Annotated in this window: 14 protein-coding genes; 3 read left to right on the forward strand and 11 right to left on the reverse strand. The window is 66.6% G+C overall.

Going from position 1 to position 15247, the window contains the following annotated elements:
* Positions 1 to 309: 309 nt before the first annotated feature.
* Positions 310 to 1620 (forward strand): NYN domain-containing protein, encoded by a 1311-nt coding sequence (locus ABDB81_RS26785; RefSeq protein WP_137928197.1) that lies wholly within the window; start codon positions 310 to 312, stop codon positions 1618 to 1620.
* A gap of 107 nt (positions 1621 to 1727) precedes the next feature.
* Here ABDB81_RS26785 and gspF read toward each other — a convergent pair whose 3' ends face one another.
* The 11 genes from gspF to gspG form a co-directional block, all read right to left on the reverse strand.
* Entirely contained in the window at positions 1728 to 2945 is a 1218-nt protein-coding gene (gene gspF, locus ABDB81_RS26790; protein ID WP_137928196.1) for a type II secretion system inner membrane protein GspF, read from the reverse strand.
* A gap of 14 nt (positions 2946 to 2959) precedes the next feature.
* A complete protein-coding gene (gene gspE, locus ABDB81_RS26795) occupies positions 2960 to 4498 on the reverse strand; it encodes a type II secretion system ATPase GspE (RefSeq protein ID WP_346814049.1) in 1539 nt (512 codons plus the stop codon).
* A 7-nt stretch (positions 4499 to 4505) separates the two neighbouring features.
* Positions 4506 to 6908, reverse strand: a complete 2403-nt coding sequence (gene gspD / locus ABDB81_RS26800) for a type II secretion system secretin GspD (protein WP_160473091.1) — start codon at positions 6906 to 6908, stop codon at positions 4506 to 4508.
* 34 nt (positions 6909 to 6942) lie between these two features.
* The gene (gene gspN / locus ABDB81_RS26805; RefSeq protein ID WP_137928194.1) at positions 6943 to 7749 is read right to left on the reverse strand and encodes a type II secretion system protein N; all 807 of its coding nucleotides are present in this window, start codon (positions 7747 to 7749) and stop codon (positions 6943 to 6945) included.
* Positions 7749 to 8327 (reverse strand): type II secretion system protein M, encoded by a 579-nt coding sequence (locus tag ABDB81_RS26810; protein WP_346814050.1) that lies wholly within the window; start codon positions 8325 to 8327, stop codon positions 7749 to 7751. The genes gspN and ABDB81_RS26810 overlap by 1 nt, the downstream gene beginning before the upstream one ends.
* The gene (gene gspL / locus ABDB81_RS26815) at positions 8324 to 9904 is read right to left on the reverse strand and encodes a type II secretion system protein GspL (protein ID WP_346814051.1); all 1581 of its coding nucleotides are present in this window, start codon (positions 9902 to 9904) and stop codon (positions 8324 to 8326) included. Before gspL ends, ABDB81_RS26810 begins: the two co-directional genes overlap by 4 nt.
* Positions 9905 to 10154: 250 nt before the next feature.
* Positions 10155 to 11165 (reverse strand): type II secretion system minor pseudopilin GspK, encoded by a 1011-nt coding sequence (gene gspK / locus ABDB81_RS26820; RefSeq protein ID WP_137928191.1) that lies wholly within the window; start codon positions 11163 to 11165, stop codon positions 10155 to 10157.
* Positions 11162 to 11926 carry a prepilin-type N-terminal cleavage/methylation domain-containing protein gene (locus ABDB81_RS26825; RefSeq protein WP_137928190.1) on the reverse strand — a complete coding sequence of 255 codons (765 nt, stop codon included), beginning with the start codon at positions 11924 to 11926 and terminating at the stop codon, positions 11162 to 11164. The genes gspK and ABDB81_RS26825 overlap by 4 nt, the downstream gene beginning before the upstream one ends.
* Positions 11904 to 12305 carry a type II secretion system minor pseudopilin GspI gene (gene gspI / locus ABDB81_RS26830; RefSeq protein WP_160473087.1) on the reverse strand — a complete coding sequence of 134 codons (402 nt, stop codon included), beginning with the start codon at positions 12303 to 12305 and terminating at the stop codon, positions 11904 to 11906. The genes ABDB81_RS26825 and gspI overlap by 23 nt, the downstream gene beginning before the upstream one ends.
* Positions 12302 to 12793 carry a prepilin-type N-terminal cleavage/methylation domain-containing protein gene (locus ABDB81_RS26835; RefSeq protein ID WP_346814052.1) on the reverse strand — a complete coding sequence of 164 codons (492 nt, stop codon included), beginning with the start codon at positions 12791 to 12793 and terminating at the stop codon, positions 12302 to 12304. The genes gspI and ABDB81_RS26835 overlap by 4 nt, the downstream gene beginning before the upstream one ends.
* A gap of 38 nt (positions 12794 to 12831) precedes the next feature.
* Positions 12832 to 13281, reverse strand: coding sequence for a type II secretion system major pseudopilin GspG (gene gspG / locus ABDB81_RS26840; RefSeq protein ID WP_137928144.1), 450 nt, complete (start codon positions 13279 to 13281; stop codon positions 12832 to 12834).
* 171 nt (positions 13282 to 13452) lie between these two features.
* On the opposite strand from gspG, the gene ABDB81_RS26845 reads away from it, so the two are divergent.
* Positions 13453 to 13902: an Rrf2 family transcriptional regulator gene (locus tag ABDB81_RS26845; protein ID WP_171020521.1), complete on the forward strand. Its 450-nt coding sequence runs from the start codon at positions 13453 to 13455 to the stop codon at positions 13900 to 13902.
* A gap of 94 nt (positions 13903 to 13996) precedes the next feature.
* Entirely contained in the window at positions 13997 to 15217 is a 1221-nt protein-coding gene (locus ABDB81_RS26850; RefSeq protein WP_137928146.1) for a globin domain-containing protein, read from the forward strand.
* Positions 15218 to 15247 lie beyond the last annotated feature (30 nt).

Genomic DNA, 15247 nt, shown 5'->3' on the forward strand with positions numbered 1-15247 from the left:
GTGCTCCTCTGGGGGGCGTGCTGTCGGGATCACCGATACATCAGTTATAGGCAACTGTTGGCCGCTTCTTGTGGAAGCGTCGAACAGCCGTGTCTCTGCGAGCGATGGTAGCACCGGCGTGCAGACCACGGTACCGTGCGATGCAGCATAAAACGGGCCATATGCCCCCGTGATTTCCCGTATACCGTTGGGCTGCCCGTGTACACTGCGGTGCATCCAAATGGCGCACGCCGACTGCTTTGTGGCGTCTGTGCGTCACACCGCCGGGCCCCCTCCATGGTGCAACCCGGCCCTCAAGAAGAACCGACCATGAACAATTCTCCCCGCCAGGGTGCGACCCTGGCCGTCCTGATCGACGCCGACAATGCAGCGCCCGCCATCGTCGAAGGACTGCTGGCCGAAGTGGCCAAATACGGCGTGGCCGCCGTGAAGCGGATCTACGGCGACTGGACGCGCCCGAACCTGTCGGGCTGGAAAGACCGCCTGCTGGCGCACTCGATCCAGCCGATCCAGCAGTTCCGCTACACGGTAGGCAAGAACGCCACGGATAGCGCGATGATCATCGATGCGATGGACCTGCTCTACACGGGCCGCTTCGATGGTTTCTGCATCGTGTCGAGCGACAGCGACTTTACGCGCCTGGCCTCGCGCATCCGCGAGCAGGGCCTGACCGTCTACGGTTTCGGCGAGCGCAAGACGCCCAAGCCTTTCGTGACCGCCTGCGACAAGTTCATCTATTCGGACGTGCTGCGCGCGGCCGATACCGATAACGATGCAGACGGAGACGCCGATGCGGCCACCGCCCCGGCCCGTCGCCGCAGCACCCAGGAACTGCGTCAGGATTCGCGGCTGGTGCGCCTGCTGCAGAGCGCCTCGCAGGCCGTGTCCGACGAGGACGGCTGGTCCACGCTCGGCGGCATCGGCAACTACATCGCCAAGCAGGTGCCGGAGTTCGATTCGCGCAACTACGGCTACGGCAAGCTGTCCGAGCTGGTGACGGCTACCAACCTGTTCGAGGTGGAAACCCGCAACGGCGGCAACAACAAGACGATCTGGGTTCGGCTGCGCAAGCGGAACAAGGGTGAGGGCCAGCCGGTGGCGCAGCAGGCGCCGCAGCCTGTGGCACAGCAACCGCAGCAACCTCAGCAGCAACCCCGCGCCCACCAGCCGAAGCCCGCCCCGCAGCCGCCGGCGCAAACCGTCGCCCAGCCTGTGCCGCCGATCGAGACGCCGGCCCCGGTGGTGAAAATCGACGCCATCCCCGAACCCGCGCCTGCGCTGTCAGCCGATATCGAGGAAGAACGTGCAGGCTCGGCTTCGACGCTGATTGCGGAAACCGTGGAGCCGGTGGAAGAAGAACCCAAGGCACGCGGCAAGCGCACCCGCCGTCCCGACGTGACGCTTAGCGACACGCCGTGGCCAATCGACCAGTCGGTGTTCTCGGCTCCGGGCACGACGGTGCTGTCGGCCAAGGCAGAGCCGGAAGTCGTGGAAGCTGTTGTGAAAGAAGTGCCGGTGGAGGAAGCAGCACCGGCTGAAGAAAAGAAGCCGGCAGCGAAGAAGAAGGCTGCACCGCGCAAGCGGGCGCCTGCAAAGAAGAAGGTAGTGGCGCAGGAATAAGCTCGGAGCGACTCGGCCCCTGTCGGTTCGCGCCCCTCTCCCGCACGGCGGGAGAGGGGCTGGGGGTGAGGGCCAGCGCATCGTCTGCCGCTGGCGCCTATCCCCGCCTATCGCACCAACTGATTGATCTCGATAATCGGCATCAGTACCGCGAGCACGATCAGCAGCACCACCACACCCATCGTCAGAATCAGCAGCGGCTCCAGCAGGCTGGTCAGGAACAGCGTTCGACGCTCCAGTTCCTGGCCTTCGCCCGTAGCCGCCCGCTCCAGCATGATCGGCAGGTTGCCGGTGGCTTCCCCCGAACGAATCAGATGCACCAGCACCGGCGGAAACTGGTTCTGCGCGGCCAGTGCGCGCGCCAGTGAGGCGCCTTCGCGCACCCGCGTCGTCGCATCGTCGACGTTGTTCTTGAGCGCGACGTTCGTCAGCGTTTCTCCAGCGGCTTGCAGGCTGCGCAGGATCGGCACACCGGCCGATACCAGAATCGCGAGCGTGCTGGCAAAGCGCGCGGTGTTGTAGCCGCGGATCAGCTTGCCGATCAGCGGCGCGGTCAGCAGCCAGCGGTGCCACGACAGCTTCACGTCCGGCTGCTTGAGCACGCTGCGTATGATCGCCGTGACCACCGCAATCGCGGCGATGCCCGCCCACCACCAGTTACGCACGAAATCGGACAGCCACAACATGACGATCGTCAGCGTGGGCAGCTTCTGCTTGGTGTTGGCGAAGACGCTGACCACCTGCGGCACCACATAAGACAGCAGGAAGATCACGATGGCGAATGCCACCACGGTGACGATGGCCGGATAGGTGAAGGCAAGGCGGATCTTCGACGTCAGCGTATTGCGCGTCTCGATATAGGTCGCCAGCCGCTCCAGCACCACGCCAAGGTGGCCCGAGTGCTCGCCAGCAGAAACCAGCGCGCGATAGATATCCGGAAAATCCTTCGGATGCTGCGACAGCGCCACGGACAGCGAACTGCCGCCCATGACTTCGGCGCGGATACCGGCGAGCAACTCATGTACGTACTGACGTTCGGCCTGGTCGGCCAGCGCACCCAGCGCCTCGTCGAGCGGCAGGCCCGACACGATCAGGCTGGCGAGCTGCCGCGTGAACAGCGCCTGCTCCTGCGTGGACAGCCGGCGCACGAACATGCCCTGGCTGCCGCGCTTGGCGAGGCCCGCACCGGCCAGCGGATCGACAGAAATCGGCGTCAGGCCGCGTGCCCGCAACTGGGTGCGCGCTTGCTTGGGACTGTCGGCCTCGATGACGCCGCGGTCGGTGCGGCCGGTAGCGTCAGCGGCTTCGTAGCGAAAGGCGGGCATGCGGCGTCAGGTTCCTAGTCGCGCGTCACGCGCAGCACTTCTTCCAGCGACGTGGCGCCGCTCTCGATCCAGCGCTGCGCATCGCCACGCATGGTGTGCATGCCCTTGCCGAGCGCCACCTGCTTGATTTCCGATTCGGGCTGCTGGCGATGGATCATCGTCTGGATCTCGCTGTCCACGGTCAGCAGTTCGTAGACACCCATGCGGCCCTGGTAGCCCGAGTGGCCGCACTTGTCGCAGCCCACGGCGTGCCACACGCGTTGCAGCGGCTTGCCTTCGGCCTGCAACACATCGGCCTCGCCCGGCGTGACTTCGATCACTTCCTCGCGCTTGCAGTGCGGGCACAGGCGCCGAACCAGCCGCTGCGCGAGCACGCCGAGCAGCGACGACGACAGCAGGAACGGCTCGATCCCCATGTCCACCAGACGCGTCACGGCCGAAGCCGAATCGTTCGTGTGCAGCGTGGCCAGCACCAGGTGACCCGTCAGCGAGGCCTGCACAGCGATCTGCGCGGTCTCCAAGTCGCGGATTTCGCCGATCATCACCACGTCCGGGTCTTGCCGCAGGATCGCGCGCAGGGCCTTGCCGAACGTCATGTCGATACGCGGATTGACCTGCGTCTGGCCGATCCCGTCGAGGTCGTACTCGATCGGATCTTCCACGGTCATGATGTTGGTCGTGTGCGAGTCGAGCCGCGACAGCGCCGCATACAGCGTGGTCGTCTTGCCCGAGCCGGTCGGGCCGGTCACCAGCACGATGCCGTGCGGCTGGCGCACGAGATGATCGAAGCCGCCCAGTGTGCCGGGTGCCATGCCGAGCTTTGCGAGATCGAGCCGGCCCGCTTCCTTGTCGAGCAGACGCAGCACCGCGCGTTCGCCATGACCGGTCGGCAGCGTCGAGACCCGCACATCCACCGGACGTCCGCCCACGCGCAGCGTGATACGGCCATCCTGTGGCAGACGCTTCTCGGCGATATCGAGCTGCGCCATGATCTTGATCCGCGAGATCAGCGCGCCGTGCAGCGCCTTCTTGGGTCGCACCACATCGCGCAGCGTACCGTCCACACGGAAGCGCACCACCGATGCCGATTCGAACGGTTCGATATGGATATCCGATGCCTGCTCGCGCGCCGCCTGCGTGAGCAGCGCGTTGATCATGCGGATGATCGGCGCGTCGTCCTCGGACTCCAGCAGGTCTTCCACGGCGGGAATGTCCTGCATCAGCCGCGACAGGTCTACCTCGCCTTCGACTTCGCCCACGATCTGTGCGGCCGATCCGTCCTGGCGGTTGTACGCATCGGACATCGCCGCTTCCAGCGCGGGTTGCTCCAGCACGCGCAGATGCAGCGCGCCATGCACGCGCGCCACCTCGGCCAGTGCCGCCGGCGAGGTCTTGCGGCTCACCCAGACTTCGAGTCCGTCCGGACGCTGGTGCGCCACCAGCAGTCCGGCATCGCGCGAGAACGCGTACGACACAAGCCGCGCCGCCATCGGCGACGGGGCTTCGAGAGGCGCTTCCTGCGGCGGTTGCGCGGCGAGTGTTTCGGTCGTCATGCGTGACTCAGCTTTGCGGACGTGCCGGCTTGGCGAACGACTGGTCGTTCAGCGACAGCGGACGTGGCGGCTGCTGCGATGGTTGTTGCGACGGCGGCACCGATGGCTGCTCCGGTGCAGCGGGCGGCGTGGGGCTCAGCGGCAGCGGACTCTGCACGGGACCGTTGTAGCGCGGATCGACGAACGGCGCACCCGGGGAATCGGCAGGCGGCAGTACCGGCGTGTCCTTGTCCCGTACCAGCATGTTAGGCGAGACGTAGCCCTGCTGCTGACCGCGCATGTACTCGTAGCGGTCCTGCGTCAGGCGATCCGTGGCGGCTGCCGTGCGCATCACGTACGGACGCAGGAACACCAGCAGGTTGGTTTTCTTGCGGTTCTTGTTCTCGTAGCGGAACAGCGAGCCGATCAGCGGAATGTCGCCCAGCAATGGCACCTTCTGCACGCCGTCGCCGTAGCTGTCTTCGATCAGGCCGCCGAGCACGATGATCTGGCCGTCATCGACCAGCACATTGGTCTCGATCGAGCGCACGTTGGTGGTGGGACCCGACGTGAGGTTGATCGTGTTGGCCACCACCGACGAGGATTCCTGGTAGATCTGCATCTTGACCAGCCCGCCTTCGGAAATCTGCGGCCGCACGCGCAGCGTGATGCCGACGTCCTTGCGGTCGAAGGTCTGGAACGGCGACACGCTCGATGAACTGCCCGTCTGCGCGTAGGAGCCGGTCGTGATCGGAATGTTCTGGCCGATCAGGATCTTGGCTTCCTCGTTCTCCAGCGTGATCAGGTTCGGCGTGGAGAGCAGGTTCACGCTGTCGTTGCTGCCCAGCGCGCGCACCAGCGCACCCAGGCCCGTCGAACGGTTCAGCACACCCACGTTCAGCCCGCCGATGTCCGGCACGATCTGCTGCGCCGCCGCAATGCCGGCCGTGGCGTTGTTGTTGTAGAGCAGGCCCGCCAGGCTCAGGTTCAGGATGTTGGCGCCGCCCGAGGCGAAGTTGGTGCCCGCGAAGCCGATGGTATTGCCGGTGGCGTTGACCAGGCCCTGCCACTGGATGCCCAGTTCACTGGCCTGCGAGGCCGTGACCTCGACGATCATCGATTCGATGTAGATCTGGGCGCGACGCGCATCCAGGTCGTCGATCACGCCGCGCAGGTTGCGGTAGACGGGCTCGCTTGCGGTGATGATCAGCGAATTGGTCGACGGGTCGGCCTGGATGATGCCACCCGTGGTGGGCTGCTGGTTCACGGCGAACGACGACGAGAACGCGTTCGAACCGCCACCGCCAAAGCTTGACGAACCGCTGCTGCCGCTGCGGCCATAGCCGCTGGTCGAGCCGCCCGTGTACTGGCCGGACTGCTGCATCGACGTATTCTGCGAGGTGGCGCCCGCGGCGCCGGCAATGCCACCGGCCTGCCCGCCCTGGGTCGAGGTGGAGAAGCTGCTGTCAGCCGCCACGATGGCGCGCAGCGTGGCCGCGAGCTTGGTGGCGTCGGCGTTCTTGAGCGGCACCACCCAGATGTTGCCGCCGCGTGCATAGGGCTGGTCGATCTTCTCGATCAGGGCGCGTGCCTGCTGCACACGGGCACGGCTCGATGCGCGGATCATCAGCGAGTTGCTGCGCGGCTCGGCCACCACGGTGGTGCGCAGCGATGCATCGCCGCCCGGCGCAGCACCGGCGCCGCCGGCTGCCGACGGGTCAAGCAGCTTCTGCAGGACCACGGCGGCATCGCTGGCCACGGCGTTCTTCAACGGGATAAGTTCCACTTCGCCCGATGCCGGCGCATCCACCGCCGCAATGATGCGGGCCAGGCGGCGCAGGTTGTCGGCGTAGTCGGTGATGACCAGCGTGTTGTTGGCCGGGTAGGCGGTGATGGTGTTGTTCGGCGCGATCATCGGCCGCAGCACCGGTACGAGGTTGTTGGCCGACTCGTAGTTCAGCCGGAACACCTGCGTCACCACCTGATCGCCCCGGGAGCTACCCGCGCCGATGACCGTGGGCGAGCCCTGGAGCTTGGCGTCGGCTTCCGGCACCACCTTGGTGAAGCCGTTCGAGTCCACCATCGCGTAGCCCTGCATCCGCAGCACCGACCCCAGCGTTTCCAGTGCCTGGGCGCGCGAGACCGGCTGTTCGGTCACCAGGTTGACGGTGCCCTTCACGCGCGGATCGATCACAAAGTTCTTGCCCGTGGCCTGGCCCACCGCCTTGACCACCGATTCGAGATCGGCGTTGACGAAGTTCAGCACCACCTGGTCGCGGTTGTTGCGCGGTGTAATGTCGTTCGGCTGCGGCACCTGCTGGGGCTGCTGCGCCCAGAGCGGCGCGGGCGCCAGCAGGGAGAGGCCGCACAGCAGCACAGTGGCGCGTGCGCAGGCGGTACGGAAGAAAGAAGGGTGTGCTTGCGTTTTCATCGTCGGTTCAAAGCTCGCTCTGTTGCCGTGAGGCTCAGAAGCGCAGCCTGGTCACGTTGTTCTCGGTTCGGCCCAGCAGGCCCAGCAGGCCCGCCAACTGGGTTGCCGCATCGGGGTCGGCGCGCGCCGTACCTTCGAAGCGTGCCTGCCGGCCCAGCGTGCCGCTGCCCTCCAGGTACAGCGGCCCACTCAGGGTTTTCAGTTGCAATTTGCCATCGGCGCCGGCCAGGTCGATATCCGCGCGGTAACTGCCCAGCGGACGCAGACGGCTGACGGCGGCGGACATCTGATCGAGCTGCACGCTCAGATGCCCGGACTTCTGGTTGCCGGTAAATCTGCCCTGCAGTGCCGACCAGTCCACACGCATCGCGCCGTCCGGGCGCAGGGTGTTGAAGGGGGCGCCAATGCCTTCCAGCATCGAGGCCGGCAGCCGGATACTGCCCGATTCCACCGTCCAGCCCGCAGGCGTAACGGCCAGCTTGACCGGCGCGGCCATGGCGGCGTCCTGGAACACCACCACCCGCAAGGTACCCGTCAGCAACGGCCAGAACGCCACATCCCAGTTCAGGCGGCCGGGCAGCACCGTGGCGGTCTGGCTGCCGGCACCGGCCGTCAGCGCGAGCGTGGCGCTACCGTGCCAGAGCGTGCCTGCCGCATCGGCCAGCAGGACCCGCCGCTGCGTGTCCGTGGCGATGCGGTCGGCCATCCATGTAGCCGGCAGGGACGCGACGATCGTCACGACAACCGCCGCCAGGCCGAGCATGGCCCAACGCAGCCGTTGCCAGCCACGCGGCGCGCGCGCCTGTCGGCGAGCCAGTCGCAATGCTTCCAGCCGTGCCATCAGTTACGGCCGCCGGCGCCCGGACCCTGCAGGGTGGCCGTGACATTCACCAGCGCCGTGGCGCCGACATAGCTGATTTTCGCGTCCGTGACCTTGAGCCGCTGCTGCGCCCTGACATCCTGCAGCCAACTGGCCACGGCGCCAAAGGCGGCCTTGTCGAGCTGAATCTGCACGGCGCTTTCGCCTGTGGGCGCGAGTCGCGTGGCCTTCAATCCGTGCTGGGCGAGGCTGTCTTGCAGCGCCTGCGTCAGCGCATCGCCGCGCAGCGACGGCGCCGGGCTGGCCTGCAAACCGCGTGCTTCCTGCGCCAGGGTTTCCATTTCGGCCAGGTCCGCGCGCTGGACGGGCAGGTGGCGCATCAGACGATCACGGCCCGTGGCAGCCGGTTCCCACAGCACGAGGTAGCCGAACACCAGCACCAGGACCAGTGCGCCGCCACCCAGGATGGCCTGTTCGCGCGGATTGCGGGCGTTCCAGAATGTGTCGAAGCGCTCGCGCCAGGCATCGGGCACGCGCGGGCGCAGCCGGCCCAGACGGGCAAAGGCGGGGGAGGAGGTCGAACGATTACCGAACTTCATGCGCCGGCCCTGCCTTCAGGCTTGCCGCCGACGCTGCCTGTGGCGGCTTCCTGTTTCACGGTCCAGCGCGATCCCGGCGGCGTCGGAGCGCCACCGGCGCGCACCGTGGCGTCGGGCGGGTTCTTGTCTTCGTCCATCTGCAGACCCACTTGGCGCGCGGCGGCACGCAGCGCGCTGGTGTTGGTGCCCGGCTTGAGCGTGACGTACAGCGTGCCGGCGCGGTAATCGAGTTGCAGCAGCGCATCGGGCGGGAGATCCCGGGCTGCGCGTGCGAAGCCATCCGCCAGCGGCAGGAAATCGCTCGGCGTGCTTCGGCCGCTGGCGGTACGCAACTGTTCGATCTGGCGACGCATCAGCAGCGGCGGCTCGGCCACGGGCGGCACATTGGGGAATGCGGTGTGCAGGAGGTCGATCTGCGCGGCATCGATCCGCTTCGACTCCTGGCGCAGCATGAACCACTGCACGTTCATGCCGATGATCTGGACGATCAGCAGCGCCACGGCCAGGGCCACTGGCGCGCGCCAGGCGCGCAGGTTCCAGCGGTCCATGCGGCCCTGGGCGAACTCGAACTGCGCCAGGTCAAGTTGCGGCTCGCGCAGGCACGCTTCGGCGCCGACGAGCCAGATGCGCCATGCATCGGAAATCCTTGAGGCACGCGGCGCGGCGCGCGTCTCGCGCAAGGCCGGCACCGGCGCGTGTGCCTGGGCCGTCTTGTCGCCATGCCAGTGTCCGGCCGGGGCCAGCACCTGCCAGGCGGCCAGCGCCTGATCGTTGAGTAGCAGTCCGTAGCCATCGTACGGGCCCGTGCGGACGGTCAACTGCCAGAGGCGGGCCGATTCGGCCGCTGCCAGGGCAGGTGCCGAGGTGTCCAGCAACGATGCCGACTGGGCCAGCGCCGAGACCGCAGCTTCCACCACCAGCGTGGCGGGCTGCAGGGATTCGTCTGTGGTGGCGGGAATGACAGGTGCGGCGGGAGCGGCGGGGCGGGGCGCAGGCGCGGTGTCGGCGCCACCGGCCAGCACCGGCTCGGCGGCGGAAGACTCGGCTGCGGCGGCCTCGGGCGCCAATTCCAGTGGTTCGGCCAGCGGCAGGCAGAGCTGCGCGGGCAGCACGCTGCGGCGGCGATGCTTGTGTTCGGCAAACTGGTCGAGTGCGGCGCGCAGCCACGCGCGGTCCGTCACCATCAGCAGACGGCGACGCGCACCGCGTGCCGAGGCGGCTGGGTCCAGCGCCGGCCCCAGGGCGATATGGCACGGCGCCGCATCGGTGGCGAGCATGTCCTCGACCAGATTGGGCAGCGCCAGACGCAATCGGGCGGGGGGCAGCGGGGGCACCATGGCGGCCGTCAGCAGCACATCGCTGGCGGCGACGATCAGCACCAGGCGGTCTGCGGCGGGCATTTCGGCGGGTACGGCGTGGCCTTCGCGCAACAGCTCGGGGGCTGGCGGCAGGCCGGTTCGCCGGCTTTTGTCTCCTGCCGTGGCGCGTACCAGCGCAAACGGCATCGTCCCGAATTGCCACGGTTGCGGCTGGTCATGCGGCCGGTGCGGCAGGCGGACGTAGAGCGTGGTACTCAAGATTTCCCTGTATGCAGTGGACGATATTGCGCTGGCGGCAGGAGTGGGCCCGACGGCCGCCAGCATCCGGGGTACGGCAGGGCTGGCGAAGCAAGGGGCCTGGCCGCAGGTTGCTGCAGCTGTCCGGGCTGGCGCAGCAGCATACCTTGCCTGTGTGACCAACGTGCGTCAATAGTGACTCGTCCGATTTTGGAGGAGGTTGATTCCTACGTCGCGCCCCACAAAAATTGGCTTGCCGTACGGCCCCGTTTTAGCGTTGCTCCGGCATGGCATCGGCATCGCGCACCCAGATGACTCGGGTGGTATTGCCGCTACCGAGCACATCGCTGCGGCGTACCAGCGACACCTTGAGGCGCCGCGCACGGTCGTGCCGGACCAAACCGTAGATCAGGAAATAGTGGGTGCGCACGTCCAGCGCATCGGTGGCCGACCCGGCCTGCGGCGCAATGGACTGGAGCTGCGTGGTCACGTCGCCGGTGTTGTTGAAATAGGCGCGGTCACGCTGGCGCACCAGTTCGCGCGCACGGTCGATGGACAGCTTGTCGATCACGGCCGAGAGCACTTCGGCGTCCGCGGTATTAGCGTTGACCTTGGTGCGCTCGGGCAGAACCGTCACAAAGGGTTCCAGCACCGCCACCATCTGCGGCGAGTAACCGGGGATGGCCAGCAGGTCTTCGACACTGTCCGGCGTCCGGGGCGCGGGTTGTCCGTTGGCGGAGACGCCCTTGGCGGCACGCAGAAAATACTGTGCAGTCGGCTCCGCCAGCGCGGCGTTCATGCCCAGCGTTTGAAGCAGTCGTCTGAAGGCCGCCAGGGAAGTCTGGTCGATATTGGCGACGCGGACCCCGCCTTCGGCCGTCCACAGATAGAGGTTGGTCAGGTTGAACCGCGCCTGCGCATCCAGGATGCGGCCCGACACGAACGAGGTTTCGCCAGCCTGGTCCGTGCTCACGCCCGTGCCGAGGAAATCTGAAAGACGCGTCTCCGCCACCGGCACAGACCATGGCTCACCGATGTAGTCCACCTGTGAGCGGCGCTGATCGTCACGCAGGATCAGCCGGGACCAGTCCACGGCGGCGCGCTCGATCCATTCCGCCTGGGCCATCAGGCGCTGGTTCTCGATCGAACGGATCTGTACTTGCTGGCGCCAGAGCAGGCCGGAGACGATAACTACGGCCAGCGTGACCATGAGCAGCGCGGTCACCACGGCGGCGCCCGACTGGCGTTGGCGATGCTCGGGAATCGCGATGCGCCGGGTCATGACGTCCCCGTCATGCAGACTTTCTGGAACTGGCGCGTGGCGCTGCCCTCGCTCATGCGGGCGAAGACATTGAGTTCGATGGCGCGAATACTCACGCTGTCGGAGTAGGCGCCGCCCTCGGACTGTGCACTGGCCTGCGCATCGCTGGCGGATTGCGCGGCGGCGGCACTCGCCGCATCGACCATCACACTGGCCTGCCGCAACGCCGTGCGCACGCGTCCCGAGTCCACCAGCCAGCCGGCTGGCTCCACCCAGGCGCGGGCCGAAAGCTGGTCGGCGTCACTCAGCAGTGGGCGCAGCTGCAGACCCTGGCTGTTGGCCTGCCGCAGTGACAGGATTGCCGATTGCACTTCGCTGCGGGTGCTGGCGGGCCGACTGGCGGCGCGCACGATCGTGTTGCCGTCGAGCCGATAGGTCACCACCTGCCAGGCCGGCGCCTGGCCAGCGTCGCGGCGGTCGCGCACCATCAGCAACTGGTTGGGCGCCAGTTCGACGGGACTCGTATCGAGCTGGGCGGGTTTGGCGAGGTGTTCGCAGTCGGACTGGAACTGGCCGTAGAGCACTTTCAGCGCGTCGAGGCGTGCGTCGTGCTCGGTCAGCCGCTCGCGGCTGCGCGTGAGCGAATCGAGTGCGCGCCATCCGATCACCGCCATGACCGCCAGTAGCGTGATGGCTACCAGCATCTCCAGCAGCGTGAAACCGCGCGTGGGGGATGCGCCGCGCCGCCTGCGCGATCGATCAGAGAACATTGCGCGTTTCATTGGGGACCAGCGTGACCAGCCAGGCCAGCCGTACGGACTTGTCCGTCGCCGATGGGAAAACCGCGATTTCCACGCGGCGGAACGATGGGTTTGGCGTGCCCGACACGGTTTCCTGGCAATACAGCGGCACGCCGCCCTGCGGGCATTCGTAGCCGCGCGAACCGGGCTCTGGCCACGTCCTGGACAGCCGCAGCGTGGCCAGATGATTCTCGGCGCTGAATTCGGCCAGCATGCGCTGCTGTAGCGAGGCGCTGGATTCAGTCATCGAACCCATTGCGCGCATGGCGGCAGTCAGCGCCACGGCCAGGATGGTCAGGGCAACGAGTACCTCGATCAGCGTAAAGCCGGGCGGGTGGGGGCGGTGGGCTCGGCGGATCATGGGGTCATCGTTGCCACGTAGCGGCCGCTGCCATCGCCTGCGACTTCGATGCGGATATCGCCGCGTGTCAGTACCAGCCGCTGGGGTTCATCGATCAGTTCGCGGCCGAAGACCAGCCGGATCGGGCCATTGCCGAACTGCCGGCCGCCCTGGACAACCACCGCGCTGTCCAGCGCCAGACGCCAGCGGCCCGGCGCGAACACGTCGGCACGCATCGGCACCCAGCCCTGCGGGGTGGATTCCAGGAAACGCCATCCGGAGGCATCGCCTTCCCAGGCGAGGGGACGTGCGCCAAGTTGCGCGTCTTCCTGGGCAAGTTCGAACAGGCGGGCAATCCGCTGGCCATCGTCGAGTACGCGGCCACGGTCGTTGGGCGTGGCGTTGACAGCCACCAGGGATATGACGATGCCGGCGATCACCATGACCACCAGCAGTTCGAGCAGCGTGAAGCCGGAAAAACGCCGGCGACGCGTGGAAAGAGCGGCCATGCTGCGCGGCGTCGCCGGATACATGAGGGGAGGGGGCGTTATTCCCAGTTGCCGATATCGGCGTCGTTGGCACTGCCGCCTGCCTGGCCGTCGGCGCCGAAGCTGAACACGTCGATCTCGCCGCGCACGCCTGGGTTCAGGTACTGGTAGGGGTTGCCCCACGGATCCTTGGGCAGGCGCTCCAGGTAGCCGCCGCCCTTCCAGTTGTTCGGAATGGGTTCCGTGGTGGGCTTGCTGACCAGTGCGGCCACGCCTTGCTCCGTGGTGGGATAACGGCCGTTGTCGAGGCGGTACAGCTTCAGCGCCTGCATGATCGACGAGATGTCCTGGCGCGCCGCGACGATGCGGGCCTCATCGGGACGGCTCATGATCTTGGGCACAACCAGCGCGGCCAGCACCCCAAGGATCACGATCACCACCATGATTTCGATCAGCGTGAAGCCGCGGGCGCGGCGACGGGTTTCGGTCCGGTGGTTGTTTCTGCGCATCGTGTCTGGGTAAGTGAGTCAGATATGGCCGAAGAGTATAACTCTCGCGGCATGACGGTTTGGTGTGCCGGAAGAAGGCAGTGGCTGGAATTTGTGTACCAATCTGCAACTGCGACAACTGCAACAGAAAACTTGCATTTCAGATGCAGGATATCTATGATTCGAGTCACGATGCAATTGACCCGATTCTCCGACTACGCCCTGCGCATGCTGATGTATGTATCGCGCGCCGACGGTAGCCGCCCCATCACGATCGCCGAAGTCGGCCAGCAGTTCGACATTTCGCACAATCACCTCGTCAAGGTGGCGGCGCGGCTCTCGAAGCTGGGCTGGATCACGGCCACGCGGGGCCGGCACGGTGGCCTGCAGCTTGGCCCCGACGCCGAGCGGCTGACGATCGGCACGATCCTGCGCGAGCTCGAAGGCCAGAAGGCGATTGTCGACTGTGGCAATCCGCCGTGCGTGCTCCGCGGCAACTGCCGCCTGAAGCACGCGCTCGATGCTGCGCAAGAGGCATTCTACAGCGCACTCGATGGCGTGACACTGGGCGAAGTGAACGGTAGTACGGCCGAATCGATCATTACCCTGCATCGAGATTTCCTGAGCCGGCGCGCGGCCTGAGGTCCGGGGAAAGCCCTCGGACACGGTTCGTCGCCGGCTTTGTTGTGAGAAAAAACATGCATATCAGATGCATGAAATAACAGGAGTTTTGCTGATGTTGTCCGCTGCTTCCCGCCCCTATATCGATGCCAGCGTTCCCGTGCTGCGTGAGCACGGCGTCGCCATCACCACGCATTTTTACCGCGAGATGTTCGCCGCGCGTCCCGAGTTGACCAGCCTGTTCAACATGGGCAACCAGGCCAACGGCTCGCAGCAGCAGTCGCTCGCAATGGCGGTTTTCGCCTACGCGGCCAATATCGACCGCGCCGATGTCCTGGCTCCCGTGGTCGAGCGCATCGTCCACAAGCATGTCGCGGTTGGCCTGACGCCCGCCCACTACCCGATCGTCGGCAAGTACCTGCTGGAAGCCATTGCCGCCGTGCTCGGTGAAGCCGCCACCCCGCCGTTGCTGGCGGCCTGGGACGAGGCGTACTGGCTGCTGGCCGGCGAGCTGATTGCCGCCGAGGCTCGCCTGTATGACCGCGCCGGCGTCGCCGCTGGCCAGCTGCTGCGTGTGCGCGTGGTGAGCCGCGAGCAGGAAAGCGAGCAAGTGGTGGCGCTGACGCTGGCGGCCGCCGACGGTACGGCGCTGCGCGATTTCGCGCCCGGCCAGTACATCAGCGTGGAAGCGGTGCTTGGCAATGGACTGCGGCAGTTGCGGCAATACTCGCTGTCCGGCGAACGGGGCCTGCCCACGTGGCGTATTTCGATCAAGCGCGAGGAAGGCAATGCGGAAACGCCGGCCGGCGCCGTATCGAACTGGCTCCATGACAACGCGTTTGTCGATACGACGCTCCATGTCAGCACCCCTTGGGGCGATTTTGCGCCCACGCTCGATGACCGTCGTCCGATCGTGCTGATGTCGGCTGGTATCGGTGTGACGCCGATGGTGTCGGTGCTGCGCACACTGGCCCGCGAGAACCCGCACCGCCACGTGCTGTTTGCCCACGCCGCGCGCCATGGTGGCCACCATGCACACCGCAACGACATGGTCTGGGCCCGTGAGCGCATGCCTAACCTGCGTACTCATGTCAGCTACGAGCAGCCGTCCCAGGCCGATCAGTCGGGGCGCGATTACGACCACGCAGGGACGATGCCGATCGACGCGCTCCTGAAGGCGGAAGACACATCCGGTTTCCAGGATGCCCGCTTCTACCTGTGCGGACCGCTGGGTTTCATGCAGGCGCAGCGCCATGCGCTGATCACCGCCGGCGTTCCCGTGGGTCATATCCATCGCGAAGTGTTCGGCCCGGACCTGCTGGACGATTTGCTCTGATCCGGCCAAGATGCGCGGCACCGACGGTTG

The sequence above is a fragment of the Cupriavidus sp. DL-D2 genome (assembly GCF_039710735.1).
Taxonomy (GTDB): domain Bacteria; phylum Pseudomonadota; class Gammaproteobacteria; order Burkholderiales; family Burkholderiaceae; genus Cupriavidus.